The 16,749-nt window shown below is 64.3% G+C and carries 13 protein-coding genes and 1 riboswitch; of the genes, 6 read left to right on the forward strand and 7 right to left on the reverse strand.

Going from position 1 to position 16,749, the window contains the following annotated elements; translation table 11 throughout:
- Positions 1-74: 74 nt before the first annotated feature.
- The 3 genes from ppk2 to F8G81_RS20295 are packed head-to-tail and all read left to right on the forward strand — an operon-like array spanning position 75 to position 6,392.
- Entirely contained in the window at positions 75-968 is an 894-nt protein-coding gene (ppk2, locus tag F8G81_RS20285) for a polyphosphate kinase 2 (protein ID WP_267276432.1), read from the forward strand.
- Positions 943-4,911 carry a Pls/PosA family non-ribosomal peptide synthetase gene (locus F8G81_RS20290; RefSeq protein ID WP_267276433.1) on the forward strand — a complete coding sequence of 1,323 codons (3,969 nt, stop codon included), beginning with the start codon at positions 943-945 and terminating at the stop codon, positions 4,909-4,911. The genes ppk2 and F8G81_RS20290 overlap by 26 nt, the downstream gene beginning before the upstream one ends.
- Entirely contained in the window at positions 4,908-6,392 is a 1,485-nt protein-coding gene (locus F8G81_RS20295; RefSeq protein ID WP_267276434.1) for a M1 family metallopeptidase, read from the forward strand. Before F8G81_RS20290 ends, F8G81_RS20295 begins: the two co-directional genes overlap by 4 nt.
- Here the strand turns inward: F8G81_RS20295 and F8G81_RS20300 are convergent.
- A complete protein-coding gene (locus F8G81_RS20300) occupies positions 6,372-7,046 on the reverse strand; it encodes a 4'-phosphopantetheinyl transferase family protein (RefSeq protein ID WP_267276435.1) in 675 nt (224 codons plus the stop codon). The two genes, F8G81_RS20295 and F8G81_RS20300, sit on opposite strands and share 21 nt — an antisense overlap.
- Before the next feature lie 48 nt (positions 7,047-7,094).
- Complete coding sequence (locus tag F8G81_RS20305; protein ID WP_267276436.1) at positions 7,095-7,868, reverse strand: oxygenase MpaB family protein; 774 nt, start codon at positions 7,866-7,868, stop codon at positions 7,095-7,097.
- A gap of 116 nt (positions 7,869-7,984) precedes the next feature.
- Between F8G81_RS20305 and F8G81_RS20310 the strand changes: the two genes are divergently transcribed.
- Positions 7,985-9,979: an HNH endonuclease signature motif containing protein gene (locus F8G81_RS20310; RefSeq protein ID WP_267276437.1), complete on the forward strand. Its 1,995-nt coding sequence runs from the start codon at positions 7,985-7,987 to the stop codon at positions 9,977-9,979.
- Positions 9,980-10,133: 154 nt separating this feature from the next.
- Here F8G81_RS20310 and F8G81_RS20315 read toward each other — a convergent pair whose 3' ends face one another.
- From F8G81_RS20315 to F8G81_RS20325, 3 genes are all read right to left on the reverse strand, one after another.
- Positions 10,134-10,382 (reverse strand): hypothetical protein, encoded by a 249-nt coding sequence (locus F8G81_RS20315; RefSeq protein WP_267276438.1) that lies wholly within the window; start codon positions 10,380-10,382, stop codon positions 10,134-10,136.
- Between the two features lie 161 nt (positions 10,383-10,543).
- The gene (locus tag F8G81_RS20320; RefSeq protein ID WP_267276439.1) at positions 10,544-11,395 is read right to left on the reverse strand and encodes a methylenetetrahydrofolate reductase; all 852 of its coding nucleotides are present in this window, start codon (positions 11,393-11,395) and stop codon (positions 10,544-10,546) included.
- Positions 11,396-11,660: 265 nt separating this feature from the next.
- Positions 11,661-11,758, reverse strand: a riboswitch (glycine riboswitch).
- Positions 11,759-11,894: 136 nt separating this feature from the next.
- A complete protein-coding gene (locus F8G81_RS20325; RefSeq protein WP_267276440.1) occupies positions 11,895-12,239 on the reverse strand; it encodes a DUF3846 domain-containing protein in 345 nt (114 codons plus the stop codon).
- 108 nt (positions 12,240-12,347) lie between these two features.
- On the opposite strand from F8G81_RS20325, the gene F8G81_RS20330 reads away from it, so the two are divergent.
- On the forward strand, positions 12,348-12,755 hold the full coding sequence (locus F8G81_RS20330; protein ID WP_267279392.1) for a hypothetical protein: 408 nt from the start codon (positions 12,348-12,350) through the stop codon (positions 12,753-12,755).
- A gap of 2 nt (positions 12,756-12,757) precedes the next feature.
- On the opposite strand, the gene F8G81_RS20335 is transcribed toward F8G81_RS20330, so the two are convergent.
- Complete coding sequence (locus F8G81_RS20335; RefSeq protein ID WP_267276441.1) at positions 12,758-13,837, reverse strand: response regulator; 1,080 nt, start codon at positions 13,835-13,837, stop codon at positions 12,758-12,760.
- A 245-nt stretch (positions 13,838-14,082) separates the two neighbouring features.
- Positions 14,083-14,382, reverse strand: a complete 300-nt coding sequence (locus F8G81_RS20340) for a hypothetical protein (RefSeq protein ID WP_267276442.1) — start codon at positions 14,380-14,382, stop codon at positions 14,083-14,085.
- 228 nt (positions 14,383-14,610) lie between these two features.
- On the opposite strand from F8G81_RS20340, the gene F8G81_RS20345 reads away from it, so the two are divergent.
- Complete coding sequence (locus F8G81_RS20345; RefSeq protein ID WP_267276443.1) at positions 14,611-16,728, forward strand: beta-galactosidase trimerization domain-containing protein; 2,118 nt, start codon at positions 14,611-14,613, stop codon at positions 16,726-16,728.
- Positions 16,729-16,749 lie beyond the last annotated feature (21 nt).

The following is a 16,749-nucleotide window of genomic DNA, read 5'->3' on the forward strand; positions in this document are numbered from 1 at the left end:
ACCAGCGGGTTCACATTCCGTCCCGTTGGCTCCCTGTTCATCAGGAGTTCACGGACGTTGAGTAAGTTCTGCCGGTGAACATATTCGATCTCTCCAGTCACGGCTTCGCCGTGCTCGACGACGACGACGATGACCCGGTGCTCGTCAGCCCCGACGGCACCCCGGTGGACACCTGGCGGGAAGGTTACCCGTATCAGGCCCGGATGACCAGGGAGCAGTACGAGATGGAGAAGCGGTTGCTTCAGATCGAACTGCTGAAGCTGCAGAAGTGGATCAAAGCTTCGGGCCGTCGCCTGGTGGTGCTCTTCGAGGGACGCGACGCTGCAGGCAAAGGCGGCACCATCAAACGCTTCACAGAGCACCTGAACCCGCGCGGGGCCCATGTTGTTGCCTTGGAGAAGCCCAGCGAGCGTGAGCAGTCGCAGTGGTACTTTCAGCGTTATGTCGCCCATCTGCCGGCCGCCGGCGAGATCATCATGTTCGACCGCTCCTGGTACAACCGGGCCGGTGTGGAGAGGGTCATGGGATTTTGCACCGATGCCCAGTACCGTGGCTTCCTCAGCCAGGCTCCAGCCTTCGAGCAGGTCCTGGCCAACGACGGAATCGATGTGGTGAAGTTCTGGTTTTCCGTTTCCCGTACTGAGCAGCTGACACGCTTCGCAATCCGTCAGGTGGACCCTGTCCGGCAATGGAAGCTCTCCCCTATGGATCTGGCCTCCCTGGACAAATGGGATTCCTACACCGCAGCCAAGGAGAGCATGTTTCGTGCCACTGATACTCCCTGGGCGCCGTGGACTGTGGTGAAGAGCAACGACAAAAAGCGGGCCAGGCTGGAGGCAATGCGCCATGTGCTGCACATGTTTGATTACGAGGACAAAGACGTGGAGCTGGTAGCCGAGCCGGACAGCCTGATTGTTGGCCCGGCGTCGAGGATCTTCGAAGATGGTGAGCTTCCCAGTGCCGGTTAAGCCCGTGGCTGCCCCAGCCGTCACTGGCGGGAACGGACCGGTGCCGATCCACAGCCCCCAGCTGCCCGGGGCGCTGAATGCACCCCCTGTCCGCACCCTGGTGGAGATTTTCGAAGCGACTGTGGCGGCGCATCCGGATTCCTCCGCCCTCGACGACGGCCGTGTGTGCCTCAGTTACGCCGAACTGCAGGCGGAGGTGAAGGCCTACGCCGGCCGGTTGCGACGTTCCGGCATAGGCGTCGGGGACAGGGTGGGGGTGCGGATCCCGTCCGGCACCAACGAACTGTATGTGGCGATACTTGCCGTCCTGTTTATTGGAGCCGCGTATGTGCCCGTGGATGCGGATGATCCGGATGAACGGGCCAGGCTCGTGTTTGCCGAAGCCGGGGTTTCCGCCGTCCTGGGCGCCGGCGGCATCCAGGACGGCCTCAAATCGGGAGCCTCCCGTCCCCCTGGCGAGCCCGGGGCGGAGCCCCGTTCGGCCAGCCCCGATGATGATGCGTGGATTATCTTCACCTCCGGGTCTACCGGAACCCCGAAGGGAGTGGCGGTAACGCATCGCGCCGCCGCGGCATTCGTGGACGCCGAAGCCCGGCTGTTCCTGCAGGAGGAACCGCTGGGCCCTTCCGACCGCGTGTTGGCTGGCCTTTCAGTTGCCTTCGACGCTTCCTGCGAAGAGATGTGGCTCGCGTGGCGGCACGGGGCCTGCCTGGTGCCGGCCCCTCGGGCACTGGTGCGGACAGGAATGGACCTGGGTCCGTGGCTTGTCACCAAGGGCATAACTGCCGTCTCCACTGTGCCAACACTGGCGGCGCTCTGGCCGGTGGAAACGCTGGACGCAGTGCGGCTGCTGATCTTTGGCGGCGAATCCTGCCCGCCGGAACTGGTAGCCCGCCTCGCCGTACAGGAACGCGAGGTGTGGAACACCTATGGACCCACCGAGGCGACCGTGGTGTCCTGTGCAGCGCTCATGGACGGATCCGACCCAGTAAGAATCGGCCTTCCGCTGGATGGCTGGGACCTGGCCGTCGTGGACTCCCAGGGGATACCCGTCCCCGAGGGCAACGTTGGAGAGCTCATCATTGGCGGAGTGGGACTCGCCAGGTATCTGGACCCGGCCAAGGATGCGGAAAAGTTCGCGCCCATGGAAAGTCTGGGATGGAGCCGCGCCTACCGCAGCGGCGACCTGGTGCGCTTTGAACGTGAAGGACTTCTGTTCATGGGCAGGGCCGATGAACAGGTCAAACTCGGCGGGCGGCGGATTGAATTGGGGGAAGTTGATTCCGCCCTGCAGGCCCTCCCCGGAATCCACGGCGCAGCCGCCGCGGTGAAGAACACCGGTGCCGGGCACCAGGTCCTGGTCGGCTACCTGGCCCCCGGGCCGGGCGTTGAACCAGACCTTTCCGCTTTCCGTGACCTCCTCGCCCGGACGTTGCCGGCCGCGCTGGTTCCCATGCTGACCGTCGTCGGCTCCCTGCCGGTGAAGACCAGCGGCAAAGTGGACAGGGCCGCGCTGCCGTGGCCCCTCATATCTCCCGGCGAGGAAAGCACCGGAAGCGCGTCCCTGGATCCGGTTGCCGCTTGGATCGCGGAGCAGTGGACAGCTGTCCTGGGCACGGCACCGGAAGGCCTGGAGGCCGACTTTTTCGCTCACGGCGGTGGCAGCCTTGCCGCCGCTCAGCTGGTGTCTGCGCTGCGGACGCGATACCCAACCATCGCCGTCGCCGATATCTATTCGCGGCCCCGGCTGGGAGCCCTGGTGGAACTGGTCCTGGCATCCGGCGATGAAGCGGCTGCTTTTCCTGCCCGTGAGCGAACCGTCAGGCCGACGGCGCTGAAATCCCAAATCTTTCAGGTCCTGATCAGTGCGCCCCTGCATGTCCTGGTTGGCATGCGCTGGCTGACTTACCTCATGGCTGCGAACAACCTGCTGTCCATGCTGGGCCTTCTCACAGCTGCAACCACCGTTTCCTGGTGGTGGGTTTTTGCTTCCTGGGCAGTGTTCGTCAGTCCGCTGGGCCGCATGGCACTTGCTGCGGCCGCGGCCCGGATACTCCTGCGAGGCGTTGTCCCGGGCGCTTATCCCCGCTCGGGCAAGGTGCACCTGAGGCTGTGGCTGGCGGAGCAGATCGCTGACCTCACCGGAGCTGTCAGTCTCGCCGGAGCCCCCTGGATTCCGTACTATGCCAGGGCATTGGGCGCGAAGATCGGCCCGAATGTTGACCTCCATTCCGTGCCCCCTGTCACCGGGATGCTCTACCTCGGTCCGGAGGCCTCGGTTGAGCCTGAAGTGGATCTGTCGGGCTGGTGGATCGACGGCGACCTGGTCCATATCGGACGCATCCATGTTGGCCGGGGCGCCACCATAGGTTCCCGCAGCACACTGATGCCCGGTGCCCGGGTGGGAGCCGGCGCTGAAGTGGCCCCCGGCTCCGCGGTTCTGGGAAAGGTCCGCGCGAACCAGCATTATGCAGGGTCACCTGCCGTACGGCGAGGCAAGGCCCGCCCAAGCTTTCCTGCAGAGCCGGCCCGCACCGGCGGATCCCGTCTTTGGTTCCCGGCGTACGCTGCCGGTTCCACACTGCTCGCAGCGATTCCGTTGTGCTCCGTGGTGGCCGCCGCCGCCGTGGTCGCCTGGGCAGTTCGCGGCCAGGGCTCCCTGGTGCAGGCCTGGCCGATTGTGCTGGGAGCTGTGCCGTTGGCGGCCGCCGTGTGGTTCATCACCAACCTCCTGCTCACCGCGGGGCTGGTCCGTATCCTTGGGATCGGACTGAAGGAAGGCCACTACCGCGTGCGGAGCCTGACGGGATGGCGGATCTGGGCCACGGAGCGGGTGCTCGATGCAGCCCGGGACCTGCTGTTTCCCATCTACGCAAGCCTGTTTACCCCGGTGTGGCTGAGAATGCTGGGCGCCAAGGTTGGCCGGAACGTCGAAGCGTCCACTGTGCTGCTCCTTCCGTCCATGACCACGGTTGGCGACGGGGCCTTCCTCGCCGATGACACCATGATCGCCTCCTACGAACTTGCCGGCGGCTGGATGAAAGTGGCTCCCGCGAAGATTGGCAAGCGCGCGTTTCTGGGGAACTCCGGAATGACCGGGCCCGGCCGCAGCGTGCCCAAGAATTCCCTCGTCGCGGTGCTCTCCGCAACACCGGCCAAGGCCAAATCAGGCACGTCCTGGCTGGGCAGCCCTCCCGTCCGGCTCAGGAGGTCAAAGCTCGACGCCGACCAGACACTGACGTTCGATCCTCCCCTTCGGCTGAAGCTCTTTCGCGCGTGCTGGGAACTGTGCCGGGCGATTCCGGTGTTCCTGACAGTGGGTATTGCCGCAGGAGTCCTGCTGGCTCTTGACCTCCTGGCGGGCAGCACCGGCGGCTACATCACGGCGGCTCTTTTGGGCGGCGTGATCATCGTGGCTGCAGGTGCCGTGGCAGCGGCGGCCTCCGTCGTCGCCAAATGGCTCCTTGTGGGGCGAATCAAGGCCGGAGAACATCCGCTGTGGAGTTCTTTCATTTGGCGCAACGAGGTGGTGGACACCTTTGTCGAGATGGTCACAGCACCGTGGTTCGCCCGGTCCGCAACGGGCAGTCCTGCCCTCGTGTGGTGGCTGCGTGCCCTGGGTGCTCGAATCGGCTCCGGCAGTTGGTGCGAAAGCTACTGGCTGCCTGAAGCGGACCTCGTCACCCTGGGTGAAAACTCCACCGTCAACCGCGGCTGCGTGATCCAGACCCACCTCTTCCACGACCGCGTCATGAGCATGGCCGAGGTGACCTTGGACGACGGTGCCACCATCGGTCCACACGGCGTGATTCTGCCGGCGGCACGCATCGGCGCCGGGGGCACCGTCGGCCCGGCGTCCCTCGTCATGCGCGGCGAAACCGTTCCCGCAGGGAGTTATTGGATCGGGAACCCTGTCAGCCCCTGGTCGGGAGGGCCATCATGACCTTGCCCTCCGGCGCTGTGGGCTCAGTCGGCTACGATGAGCGGGTGAGCCGACCTCTTGCTTCCCCCGAACAGGGCCGGACACTCACCGGGGAACCCCTGCCGGATTCCTACACGCCGGGTCACGGCTCCCCAGACTTCAGCGTTTCCCGCTATGAGCTGTACCTTGACTACCGCGTGGCCACGAACCGGCTGGACGCTCACGTGACAGTCGCCGGGACCGCCATCACCCGGCTGCAGTCCATCATGCTGAACCTCTCGGGCCTGCGGGTCATCAAGGTCAGGGTGGACGGCAAGCGCCCCGCCCGCTTCATCCAGCGCGAGGGCCGGGTTGTTATCACTCCGGCCGCGCCTCTCGCCCCCGGATCCGAATTCAGCCTGGACATCCGCTATGAAGGCCGTCCGGGGCCGCTGCGCGGAAACTGGGGCGACGTCGGCTGGGAAGAACTGACCGACGGCGTCCTGGTCGCCGGGCAGCCAACAGGAGCACCCTCGTGGTTTCCCTGCAACGACCATCCCAGCCGCAAAGCCAGCTTCGGATTCACCGTCACCACCGACATGAACTACCAGGTGGTCTGCAACGGGACCCTGGTGTCCAGGCATTCGAAGGCCAGCCGCGAGACTTGGGTTTACGAACAGGCCGAACCCATGGCCACTTACCTCGCCACCGTACAGATCGGCCGCTACGAGATCGTTCCCCTCGCCGGGAGCGTCCCCCCGGCGAGAGCCGCAATCGCGGGCGCGGGAGCCGCCGTCGGGGGCATGCCAGTCACAGCCATCCCAGCCACCGGAAGCGGGGTCCGGCAGCTCGTCGCTGCTCCGACGGTCCTGATGGACCGGGCGCAGGAAGCGCTCGTCCGGCAGCGCGAGATGATGGCGACGTTCGAAACCTGCTTCGGGCCGTACCCCTTTCACTCTTATACCGTCGTCGTACCGGACGACGAACTGGAGATTCCCCTTGAAGCGCAGTCCCTGTCGATAATCGGCCGGAATCATTTGGATCTGAGGTGGGAATCCCAGCGGCTGATCGCCCACGAACTGGCGCACCAATGGTTCGGGAATTCATTGACGGCCTCCTCTTGGAAGGACATCTGGCTGCACGAGGGGTTCGCCTGTTATGCCGAATGGCTGTGGTCAGAAGCGTCGGGGCAAGGATCGGCGGCAGCCCGGGCAGAGGCTGCCTGGGACGGCCTCGCTTCGAAACCGCAGGATCTGCAGATCGGCGATCCCGGCCCGGAACTGATGTTCGATGACCGGGTCTACAAGCGCGGTGCACTGGCCCTGCACGCGTTGAGGACAGCCGTGGGCGACGTCCTCTTTTTCGGGCTTCTCAGGGCTTGGACCGAACGAAATTGTTTCGGATCAGTGTCCACCGGCGATCTGACGATACTGGCGCAGGAACTTTGTGGCAGCGTCCCCGGCTTTGACGCCGAAGCGATTCTCCGTCCCTGGCTCTACGAATCACTCCTGCCGCAGCGCTAAGGCTGCGACAGTTCCCGATGGGAGCCCAAGGCGCGCCGGCTCCAGATCGGCCAGCAGGGCTCCTTCAAGGCGTTCTGCTGTGACGTCGCATGTTGCAGGGTCCCGTCCCAGCCCCTCGCCAGTGGATTTGAGGAATGCTTCCTTCCGGGTCCAGAACCGCGCCCGCTGACCACGCCCTTCCGCTGTTGTGGCCGGCGCCAAGCAAGTGCGTTCCCGTGGAGTCAGGACAAGAGCGTCAAAGCCGGGGAATGCTGTTCTTCCCGCCTGCTCCACATCTACACCTATTCCGCTCAGGCTGCCGCCGTCAGCGGCGCCGGCCAGGACAACCCAACCGTCCGCCCGGCTCAGGCTCAGTAGAGGCCCCGCTCCCCCATCCTGGAGGAGATAGCCCGGCTGGCCATGGTCCCCTTCTCCTCCGCCGCAACGGGTACATCTGTACGCCGCCACCAAAGCTGCGGGCGAAGTACCTGCCAGCTCCGCAGCGAACAGTCGGAGCGCCGCCCTGCCGGCCAGGAAATCAGCAGCATCGGCGGGGTTGTGAAAAGTAGCGGCGCGTCGGTGTTCGGAAGAGTCAAGCAGCTTCAACTCGGCAGGGCCGGGGGCCGCCAAGGCTGCCGCCCTGACCAGAGCCCCTCCTATTTCCGTATCGCGCACCTTAGCAATTGTAGGGAGCCCGCGTTAACAGGTTCTCCCGCGGGATCGCTAGGCGGTGCTGAGCCGTCTAAGGGAGTAGTTCTTGAACCAGTGCCGGATGCCTTGAGGCAACCGTGGATAGACCACCGCAACCGTGCGCATCGTCCGGTCGAACTGCCGGTGATGCCGCGGACTCCACGGCAACCCGAAGCCTTCCCGGAGATGGTCGGGCAGGAGCCCAGCGGTGATGAAACGGACCAGGGGCATGCTCAGGCGAAGCCAGAGCGGACCGGTTGGCGGGTACATGAGGTCGCGGGCCACCCGGGCCGTGACGTCGTCGGGCTTCAGCGTCTGTATGCGCTCGTCCCAGTACGCGCGGAAGGCTGCACGGTCTGCCGGCCAGAGCTCCGGTGGCAGCTGAAGGGCTGTCCCGAGTTTGGCGTACTCACGGTAGACGCTCTCCGCCGTCTCATCGTCCAGCGCGCCGTAGATTCGTTCGTAGACAGTGACCGCTGTGTCGTAGAGGGTGGCCACCACCCACAGCTGCGATTGCGGATCGAACGCGTCGTAGCCTGCGGAGCTGCCGTCAGGCTTGCGGCGAACCCGGGCATGGACATGATTGACTTTGCGGCGCACCGCCTTCACCTGCTCCTCGTCGCCGTATGTCACGGCATACACGTAGGTGATGGTTGCCAGGAACCTGTCTAGCGGCCGGTCAACGAAGTTGCTGTGCTCGGCGACGCCGTGGCCCACGGCAGGGTTGGCGAGCTGCAGCAAAATGGCGCGCCCTGCCCCAGCGAGCAGGATGCCTTCGGCACCCATGTCGGCATTTCCTCGCACCATTTCAACAGGGTACCGGAGAGGCCAAAATGCGGGCGACGGCGGCTGTTGGGTTCCTGCCGTTCGGAGCCCACGTTCGGAGCAGCGTTTTTGTCAGACCCTGATGGGATGCTTTTCTTATGGACAGCACGGGGGCATGGCCAGCGGGGAGCGGGGCGGGCTTCGAGGCTGCCACCGGTCCTGGGATCGCCGGTGCCCTGGCCGGTATTGAAGCCTCCACGGCTGCCATTGGCCGAATCATCCGGCCCCATTTGGAGGACAGCATTGCTTTGGATAACAGCACGGCTTTGGATGACAGCACGGCTGGCCGTGGCGCTGCCGGTGACGCGGACTCCGATCCGTTGCTGGGCTCTGACCCGTTGCGCCGGCGTCTCGACGCCTGCTTGAATGCGCTGGCTGAGGTTTCCCGCGCTGATGCAAAAAATGCGGCACTGAAGGTACATCTGGCCGCTGAAATCGTCGAGCTGGAAGAGGCCCTCGCCGCCCCAGCTGTGACAGCGCAGGACGCCACGGCCCAGGAAATGTCGGTCACCGCGGAGATCGCGTGCGCCCTCACAGTCAGCGAACGCGCCGCGGGTGCCCTGATCTCTGAATCCCAGGCATTGACCAGCATCCTGCCGCAGACCTTGTCCGCGCTGCAGTCCGGGTCGATTTCATGGCAGCATGCCCGGATTATGGTTGATGAAACCAGCAATCTGGACCCGGACGGGGCGGCGGCGTTAGAGGCGCACTTCCTGGACCCCGGAGCACCCACCCCTGCCCGCGGCCCGGCCGGTGAGCTCGTCCCGTCCCGGTTCCGCGCCAGGGCCCGGTCCTGGCGCGAACGCCACCACCCCTTGTCCATCGAGAAGCGCCACGCCAAAGGGGTCCAGGACCGGCGGCTGGAGTACCAGCCGGACCGCGACGGCATGGCCTGGCTCTCCGCGTACCTCCCGGCCGATCAGGCCTCCGGGATCTGGGATCGGACCACCACCGCCGCACGCGCCCTGCAGGGCCCGCACGAGAACAGGACCCTCACCCAGCTCCGCGCCGACCTCGCCGCCACCTGGCTCCTCACCAACAACACCCACGGCACCCTGGCCGCAGCCACAGCAATGGCCGACGACGGAACGTTGGGCGGCAGGGGCGACCGCACGTACAGCGGCACTAAAAGCGGCCAAACTCGCAGGGGTATTGGCGACCACATGATGGGTGGCACCGGCACGGCTAGCAGCATCGGCGGTACCGGCACCGGAACAAGCAGCGGCACCGGCAGCGGCACCAGCTTCGATGGCGGCAGCGGCACCGGAACAAGCAGCGACACCAGCCTCGACGGCGGCACCGACAGCCGCAGCGGTGTGCCGTCGCCGGCAGCGCAGGTGCTCATCACCGTCCCGGTCATGGCCCTCCTGGGCGCCACCGACGAGCCAGCCACCCTGGACGGGTACGGGCCCATCCCGCCGTCCATGGCCCGGCGCCTCATCAGCGACGGCGCCACGTCGTTCATGCGCGTCCTGACGGACCCCCGCGACGGCGCACCACTGGAAATCGGCCGGACCAGCTACCGCATCACCAAAGCGATGCGCCAATGGCTCCGGCTCCGGGACGGCAAATGCCCCTTTCCCGGCTGCAACAACCACTCCCTGGACAACGAAGCAGACCATCTCCTCGCCTGGGCCCGCGGCGGCACCACCGGCATATCCAACCTTGGACAGCCATGCCCAAAGCACCACCGACTCAAACACACCACGGCCTGGACCCCAACCGGAGCCAGCAAAAACAAACCACCCGGCTGGACCTCACCAACAGGACGCCACTACCCCAGCGAACAACCCGACTGGGAACCACCACGCTGGCCAACTCAACCCGGCCGATCCCGTGCCCACCAAGACGCGGGCTCGGACATGCACCCAGACGTGGACTCAGAGGTGCTCTCAGACACGAGCGGGGACATGGACCTGGACCCGACTCTACCCGTGGACCCGTTTCCTGAATGGAGTCTTTGGCCTGCAGCAGAGCCCGATAATCACCTTTGCTGGCCGCCTGAATACCCTCTGCCAGACGAACTCACTCCTGCGAATCTGGAATTCGCCGGCGATCCACTCCGCGATGGGCACCTCGTGCAGCAGGCCTGAGTGCCAGATCCTCACGCTGGAGAATTCTCGGGCGTACGGGCCACCTGAACCACTGGTATGACTCGGAAGCCATGCGCCCAACACGGCCAGCGCAGTAATCCAGGTTGTTCTCTGCCGTTTCGGGCCCGCACCGTCCGGGATGACTTGTGACGTTCTATATGGAGACGTCCCTTTCGATTTCTTCGGCAAGGTCGTCTATCTCTTCGGGGCGCAGGTTGATTCCAGCCTTGCGGAAGCGTTCCTCAAGCACGTGGCTTACGTCATCCTGGATGTGGCCCAGCCGGATATCGTCACGGACATCTTCGGCAATGCTTTCAATAGTCTCAGGGCTGGAAACATCCACCAGGTCGTCGTCATCGCCGTCGAAAGGGACACCTGCGGTATAAGCTCCGGAGTCGCTCATATCTTATGGTGGCGGCTGGGGATTGAGTGGTCAAGAACCTTTGAGAATGGCAGGCAACCGGCCCGACGGCGGGACCTCCCGCCGTCGTCGGCTGCTCCTTCCGTCACGGTCTGTGGACGCCTCCATCTCGGCTCGCCGCGGAGGGCCTTCGCCCTTACCCGTTACTCTCGATCGTCACGTGCTCTTCCCCGAGCCAATGCTGTCTGGAGTGCAGCGGGTGCTGATGCCAGGCCCAGCCCGGGCAGGGATTGGCCGGGAATCGAGTCGAGGCTGTTGAAGCTGTAGAGGTGGATGCCCGCGATCGCGCCGGCCTGGCTTTCCAGTCCGGACATCAGGCTTTCTGGCGAGTAGCGGTCGCCGCTCAGGAGCTTGCGGGCAAGCGGGCCTTTGCGGCTCAGGAATTTGAGCGAACTTCCCACACCGATCTGTGTTCCCAGGGAGATCAGTTTGGTCCGTGGAACGGACCCCGCCACCCCCGCCCAGATGGGGAGCTCCACGCCTTCGCGGCGCAGGACGGCCGCGAAATCGTGGATCTTCTCCGGGGAAAAGCACATCTGCGTGACCATGTGCGAGGCCAGGCTCTGCTTGGCCAGAAGGGAATCAAGCACATCCGCAGGACTTACCAACGGGTGCCCCTCCGGATATCCTGCTATGCCTGCCCGCAGCATCCCGCCCGAATACTGCGCGATGTCCTCCAGGACAGGAAGAGCCGTTGCGTAGACCCCCGCCGGTTGCTTCCGGTCTCCACCGATCACGAACACCTCGCAGATGCCGGCTGCATCGCACTCACGAACGATCCGGGTGAGCTCGGCACGGTCGCGCAGGCTCCGCGCCGCGAGGTGCGGGATCACCTTGTAACCAAGCACGCTCAGCTCCACGGCGGTCCGCATGGTCCGCTCGATGCCGTGATGCGGCAGGCAGGTCACCGTGAGCGTTGTGGTCAGCGGCACCTTGGCCTTGACCAGCCCAACGATTCCCGCGGAAGGGATGATCTCAATTCTGATGGGGAGCATTATTTGTCCTGTCGCAGCCAGGAAGCCTGTGCCGGTGGCAGGGTGCCTGCAAAGGCAGGCCCGGCATCCATATGCAGGACCGCGAAGGTGACTGTGAATCTCATCAGAGGAACTCCATCCTTCAGGTGGCGCCAAAACGCCACGTTGATTCGGGTTCCTCCCCGCTCTGTATTGGACCTGAGAGTTTCCGTTTTGTCCTGCTGTTCGCAGGGCGCCACTTGCACCGTCGGTGAGCCCGGTTGCCCGGACTGCTTTCCAGAGTTGCCTAGCCGCGGCGGTACGTGGGCCTGAGAGATTCCCGGAGAGGACTTGCTCCTACGGCGCCTGCAGAACGTACCGGCAGGACTCTCCCGCCGCAGATCATCAGCGTGTGCCACTGGTGGGTAACACGGCTCACAGGCTATCCCGTTGCAATAAGGGATGCAAAAGCCTGAGTCAGTAATTCAGGTCAGAAATGTACGACGGCGGGAGGCCCCCCGCCGTCGTAAAGTCCAGAGTTCTACGCGGCCAATGGCACGTCGAAGAGTTCTTCGGCGAGCCTGATGAGGTGGTGGGGAGCGTCGGTATCTTCGCCTCCGTTTCGGCGGCCAAGGAAGATGGCCGTCCCGTGGACTGTATCCTCCAGATCGACGCCTGCTTCGCGGATAAGGACCTCCGCCCGCATATTCGGTGAGGTCCGCCTTCCGTCGTTGTCCAGGTAGACATGCCACGTCTGTCCAGTGATCAAACCAACCTCCCCCGCGGCCACGCGCTGCAGTGCGGGCAGGTCTATCTCAACGGGTTTGAGGTGCACTGGGTGGGAGAGTCTGGCCGGGACAACTAAGGCATTACAGGAAATGATCATGGTGGTGTCCTTGGAGCTGAATACCGGGATGGCGGGCAGCCGTGCGGGCTAGGAGTCCCGCGTTCGGCTGCCCGCTGACTTGGTTAGCGCTGGATCTTGCGCGGCTTTATGAAATTAATCTCGCTGTTTTCATTTTTCGCCTTTTTGTCGGCGCGCTTTTCGAGAATGGATTTGCCAACCTTCTTGGCTGCGCTGCTTTTGGGGGATTTTCCTGACATCGGAATCACGCCTTTCTCTGCGTTGCGTTACCCAATACCATACCCACTTATATTTTTTATGCCAGTTCCCAAAAAGCCCGGCCAGCTGCGCTATGCAGAGGCGCGGTGGAAACCAAATGATTTGACAGAAATGGTTATGACCGCTTTCTTTATCGTGACCCTGGGCGGGTTTTTTTGTATTTTTGGTCAACCGGATCTACATAAAACCAAAACGGAGAAATTTATGGTCAGATTCATGCAAAACGCCCGGCTAAGTTTCTCAGCCGGGCGTTGTGTTGTGGTGGTAACTGGAGATTAGGACTAGGTACCAGGTGCTGCCGGTGCCAGGTACAGGCTGACGGCGGTCCCGCCGCTCTGGCTGGCAGAGATGTCCAGGCGGCCGCCGTGGGCCGCCGCGATCCTGGCACACGTGGCCAGGCCCAGCCCGGATCCTGGCGGGTCCCCCTCCCGGTGCAGCCGGACCAGCGGCTCAAGCACCCGGCGTCGGTCCCCCGGACTGATTCCCTTGCCGTTATCCGCTACCTGGATGACGACGCCGGCCCCGAAGTTGTCTCCGTGGATCCGGATGACAGGGGGAACCCCGGACCGCCGGTAAGCCACGGCATTCTGGATGAGGTTCTGCAGCGCCACCCGCATCTGGCTTCCGTCAGCATCGAAATAGAAATCCTCACACTCCACCACGGCTTCGGCTTCCCGCAGGCCAAGGTTTAGGTCGTCGGCGACGTCCTTCACGAGGTCTGCCAGCGACAGCCGGGACCTGACCAGCGAACCACCAATGGATGCGAAGGTGAGCAGCTCCTCCACCATGGACAGCATCCTCCGCGCACTGTGACCCACCACCTCGAGGTACTCGGCAGCTGAGTCGCTATCCGTTTCCATGGAACCTAGCTCCACGTAGCCAAGGATTGACGTCAACGGATTGCGGAGATCGTGGCTGACCCTGCCGGTGAACTCGGCCAGCCGCTCATTGCTGCCCCTGGTTTCGGTCAAGGCTTCGGCCAGCGCGCCGTGAAGGGTGGTGACACGCCGGGCCGCAAGCAGGCGGGTATGCAGGACGAAGGGGTCCAGCGGTTTGGTCACGTAATCATCAGCCCCGGCTTTCATGCCTTGCAGGACGTCCTCCCGCGCCCCGTGGGACGTCAGCAGGACCAGGTAGGCATAGGACCCCGACTCAGCGGCGCGGATGGCCCGGCACAGTTCAAACCCGTTGAGCCCGGGCATCATGAGGTCCGTTACCACCACCTCGGGATGATGGTCCTGGTATAGCTGCCACGCTATGTCCCCGTCGGAGGCCACAATGCAGTGATGGCCGGACTTCTCGACGGCGGCCCTGGCAACCAGCAGGGATCCTGGATCGTCGTCCACCACCAGCACCGTCATGGCTGGCAGGGGGTTATCGGAACCTGGAAGCCCTAAGGGTTCCACGGTCGGACGCGGAACCACCATTTGTCTTTGGACCGGCCCCGTACCCACCGGAAAAGATTCCCCCACTATGTGCCCCCTGGCCATTACAAATCAGAAACGCCGCAGCGCCAGCAGACAGCCTGACGCGCCTAGGAACAGGCTAGTCCGGATTCGGTTGCGATTGGAATGGCTACTGGAGGGTGGAACCCGGGACAACTCGGCTAGGAGCGGGATCTTCTGCCGATTCTGAGGCCTACCCAAAAGGCCAGGACGAGCAGGCCAACAACAGCCACCGCCAAGCCGATCTGAGTCCCCTGACTGACAAAAGCCGTGCCGTTGCCAGTGAACTCCTGGTTGCTCAGCGGTGCGTAGGCGAACCAGCCAAGGCTGGTATTCCTGTTGCTCCATGCCACGAAAATACCCGCCATTACCGCGATGACGCCTGCAAGGGGAACGACGGCGGAAGAGAGTCGGCTGGGCCTGGCCGGGTTGCGTTCCCCGGATGTTTCGTTTTCCCCCATGCACGTGAGTCTAGTGGGGCTCCCTATCTGTCCAGCGCGTCCACGGCGAGCGCGGGGAGGGCAAACCACAGGGAACTCTGGAAGGCACTTGGTCAGAGCCGGTAGCCTAAGAGGGCACAGCCGAAAGGGGAAGGCGGAACGCCGTAACGGCATTCCACCTGAACATGGCGATGCTGGGGAGCAGTGCCCATGCTCTGACGGCTGCAGGACCCCAGCAGGAAGGCCGTCATGGGACCCAGGCCCGGAGTATCCCGACGCAGATTCATCATTTCGGCCGCCCTCGGGGCCACCGCCGTCGGCATCGGCGCTGTGGCCGTTGGCACTGGGTTGGGAAACAACCCACCGGCCGGTGAGGGTACCGGCGCGACGCCCGCACCAGGTACGGAAACGCCGCCTGCTGACCTGACCTGGATCTCCGAAGCGCGCGTCGCGGGGTTCGAGACCTTTAGGGACGATCCGGACGTTGACGCGCGCCTCGATGTCCTCGCGGCGGCGCATGTGAGCGTGGTGGTGATGGATTGCGACCTCTCGTTCTATCTGACCGACGCGACCTTCGAGGCGGATGCACTCTACTTTGATCAGGTGGCAAAGAAATGCCACGAGCGCGGCATGAAGATACTCGTCTATTACCCGATGCTGGAGGCACTGACGGAGAACGCGCCGGATGCCGAAAGCACTATGGGCAAGGATCATCCGGACTGGGTGCAGCGCGGCATCGATGGGAAGCCGAACATCTTTATTGGCGGCGAGGGCCGCGTGTTTTGGGTGCCGGAGGGGACCGAGAGCGCCTGGCTCTGCCCCACCACCTCCTACCGCGATTACTTCATCAACCGGGTGAAGCGGCTGGCACAGACCTCGCTGGACGGTTTGTGGGGCGACGTTCCGCTGCTTTCGGACATCGCCGGGGTGTGGCCTTGCACCAACGAGACCTGCGCCGCCAAGTTCCTCGCAGAGACAGGACTCGCGCAGCCCGCCGGCGTGGATTGGAACAATCCGGGGTTTCGCCGCTGGGTGGCGTGGCGCCACGGCGTCATCCATGAATTCGAGCAGGCGGTGCTTGCCGGCGCACGCACGGTACGGCCGGACTTCCAGCTGATCGTTGAGACCGTGACCATGGACTACAACGCGTGCACCGTGCAGGGCCTTGACGGCGCCAGCCGCGATGACGGCGATGTTCTCCGCGTGTGGGAAGTTGACTGTGTCAGCGACGAGACCGGCATGCGCGAGGCGCCCGCCGATGATTGGATCTCGATGGCGATCATGATGCGCCACGGCCGCGGCTGCGCGGGCAAGAACCCGAGCTGGGTGATTTCGTACGGCAAGGAGGCAGACGACGCCGAACGTGTCATGGCCATCTCCATCGCCGGTGGCCTGCGGCCCTACGAGACCCAGATCCCGGTGCTCAACCACACGGTGGGCGACGCCTGGCGCGGCAAGATGTATGGCTGGCTCAAGGAAAACAACGACATCTGGGCCGGCCAGAGCGCCAACCCGGTGGCGGTGGTCTTCTCCAGTTTGAGCCGCGATTTCGTCGACCAGAACGCCGGTATCGGCCTCTACACCAGCACCAATCTGGCAGATAATCTCTGGTGGGCCACCGAGCCGACGGACTCGGCCAAGGCCCTGCCCTACCTGGGCGAGTACCGTGGCATCTGCAAGGCCCTGATCCACGCGCACGCACCGTACGACGTCGTCACCACGCCGCACCTGTCCGCGGAGCGGCTCGCACCCTACCCGGTAGTGGTGGCGCCACGGCCCGCTGCGCTGTCGGATGCGGAGATCGCCAGCCTTAAGAGTTACGTCGAGGCCGGCGGCACGCTTGTGATTACCGGTGGTACCGATGCCGGCGTCTTCGATCAGAACGGTGGGCTACGGGCGGGGCCTGCGCTCCTGGAGGCGTTTGGCCTCGGCCCGGGCACCAACTGGCAGCGCACGTCGCACGGCCCAGGGGCCGTGGTGCTGGTGACCGAGCAGGTGGGGCAGAACTATTACCAGACCACGGATGCCGCCATCACAGCCGAGCTCGCAGGGATTATGGCGACGAGCCCGCGCACCGTTGTGACCGATGCGCCGCCCGCCGTCGTGATCGACCTGCGGCAGCCGGCGGAGCCCCGCATTGATGTGCTCTTCGCCAACATCAACGGCCTGGACACCAGCGGGTTCAAGGCTGAGAGCGCAAGCTTCAAGGTTGGCATCCCGTGTGGCGGGAAGACTCCGCAGGGGGTAACCGTCACGCAGCCTGGGGACCTGGCACCGGTAGAGATACCCTTCACGCATGAAGAGGACCGCGCCGTCTTCAACGTAACGGTGGGCGCCATCCTGTTGGCACGGATCGAAGTTGCCTAGTCAGCTGAGGCGCCTGCGGCT

The sequence above is a fragment of the Arthrobacter sp. CDRTa11 genome (genome assembly GCF_026427775.1).
Lineage (GTDB): Bacteria > Actinomycetota > Actinomycetes > Actinomycetales > Micrococcaceae > Arthrobacter.

Coding starts and splice junctions, on each gene's coding strand:
- F8G81_RS20345 (WP_267276443.1), top strand. CDS start 14,611: ATGGGACCCAGGCCCGGAGTATCCCGACGCAGATTCATCATTTCGGCC.
- F8G81_RS20320 (WP_267276439.1), bottom strand. CDS start 11,395: ATGCTCCCCATCAGAATTGAGATCATCCCTTCCGCGGGAATCGTTGGG.
- F8G81_RS20340 (WP_267276442.1), bottom strand. CDS start 14,382: ATGGGGGAAAACGAAACATCCGGGGAACGCAACCCGGCCAGGCCCAGC.
- F8G81_RS20305 (WP_267276436.1), bottom strand. CDS start 7,868: ATGGTGCGAGGAAATGCCGACATGGGTGCCGAAGGCATCCTGCTCGCT.
- F8G81_RS20315 (WP_267276438.1), bottom strand. CDS start 10,382: ATGAGCGACTCCGGAGCTTATACCGCAGGTGTCCCTTTCGACGGCGAT.
- F8G81_RS20295 (WP_267276434.1), top strand. CDS start 4,908: ATGACCTTGCCCTCCGGCGCTGTGGGCTCAGTCGGCTACGATGAGCGG.
- F8G81_RS20290 (WP_267276433.1), top strand. CDS start 943: ATGGTGAGCTTCCCAGTGCCGGTTAAGCCCGTGGCTGCCCCAGCCGTC.
- F8G81_RS20330 (WP_267279392.1), top strand. CDS start 12,348: ATGAAATTAATCTCGCTGTTTTCATTTTTCGCCTTTTTGTCGGCGCGC.
- F8G81_RS20325 (WP_267276440.1), bottom strand. CDS start 12,239: ATGATCATTTCCTGTAATGCCTTAGTTGTCCCGGCCAGACTCTCCCAC.
- F8G81_RS20335 (WP_267276441.1), bottom strand. CDS start 13,837: ATGACGGTGCTGGTGGTGGACGACGATCCAGGATCCCTGCTGGTTGCC.
- F8G81_RS20310 (WP_267276437.1), top strand. CDS start 7,985: ATGGACAGCACGGGGGCATGGCCAGCGGGGAGCGGGGCGGGCTTCGAG.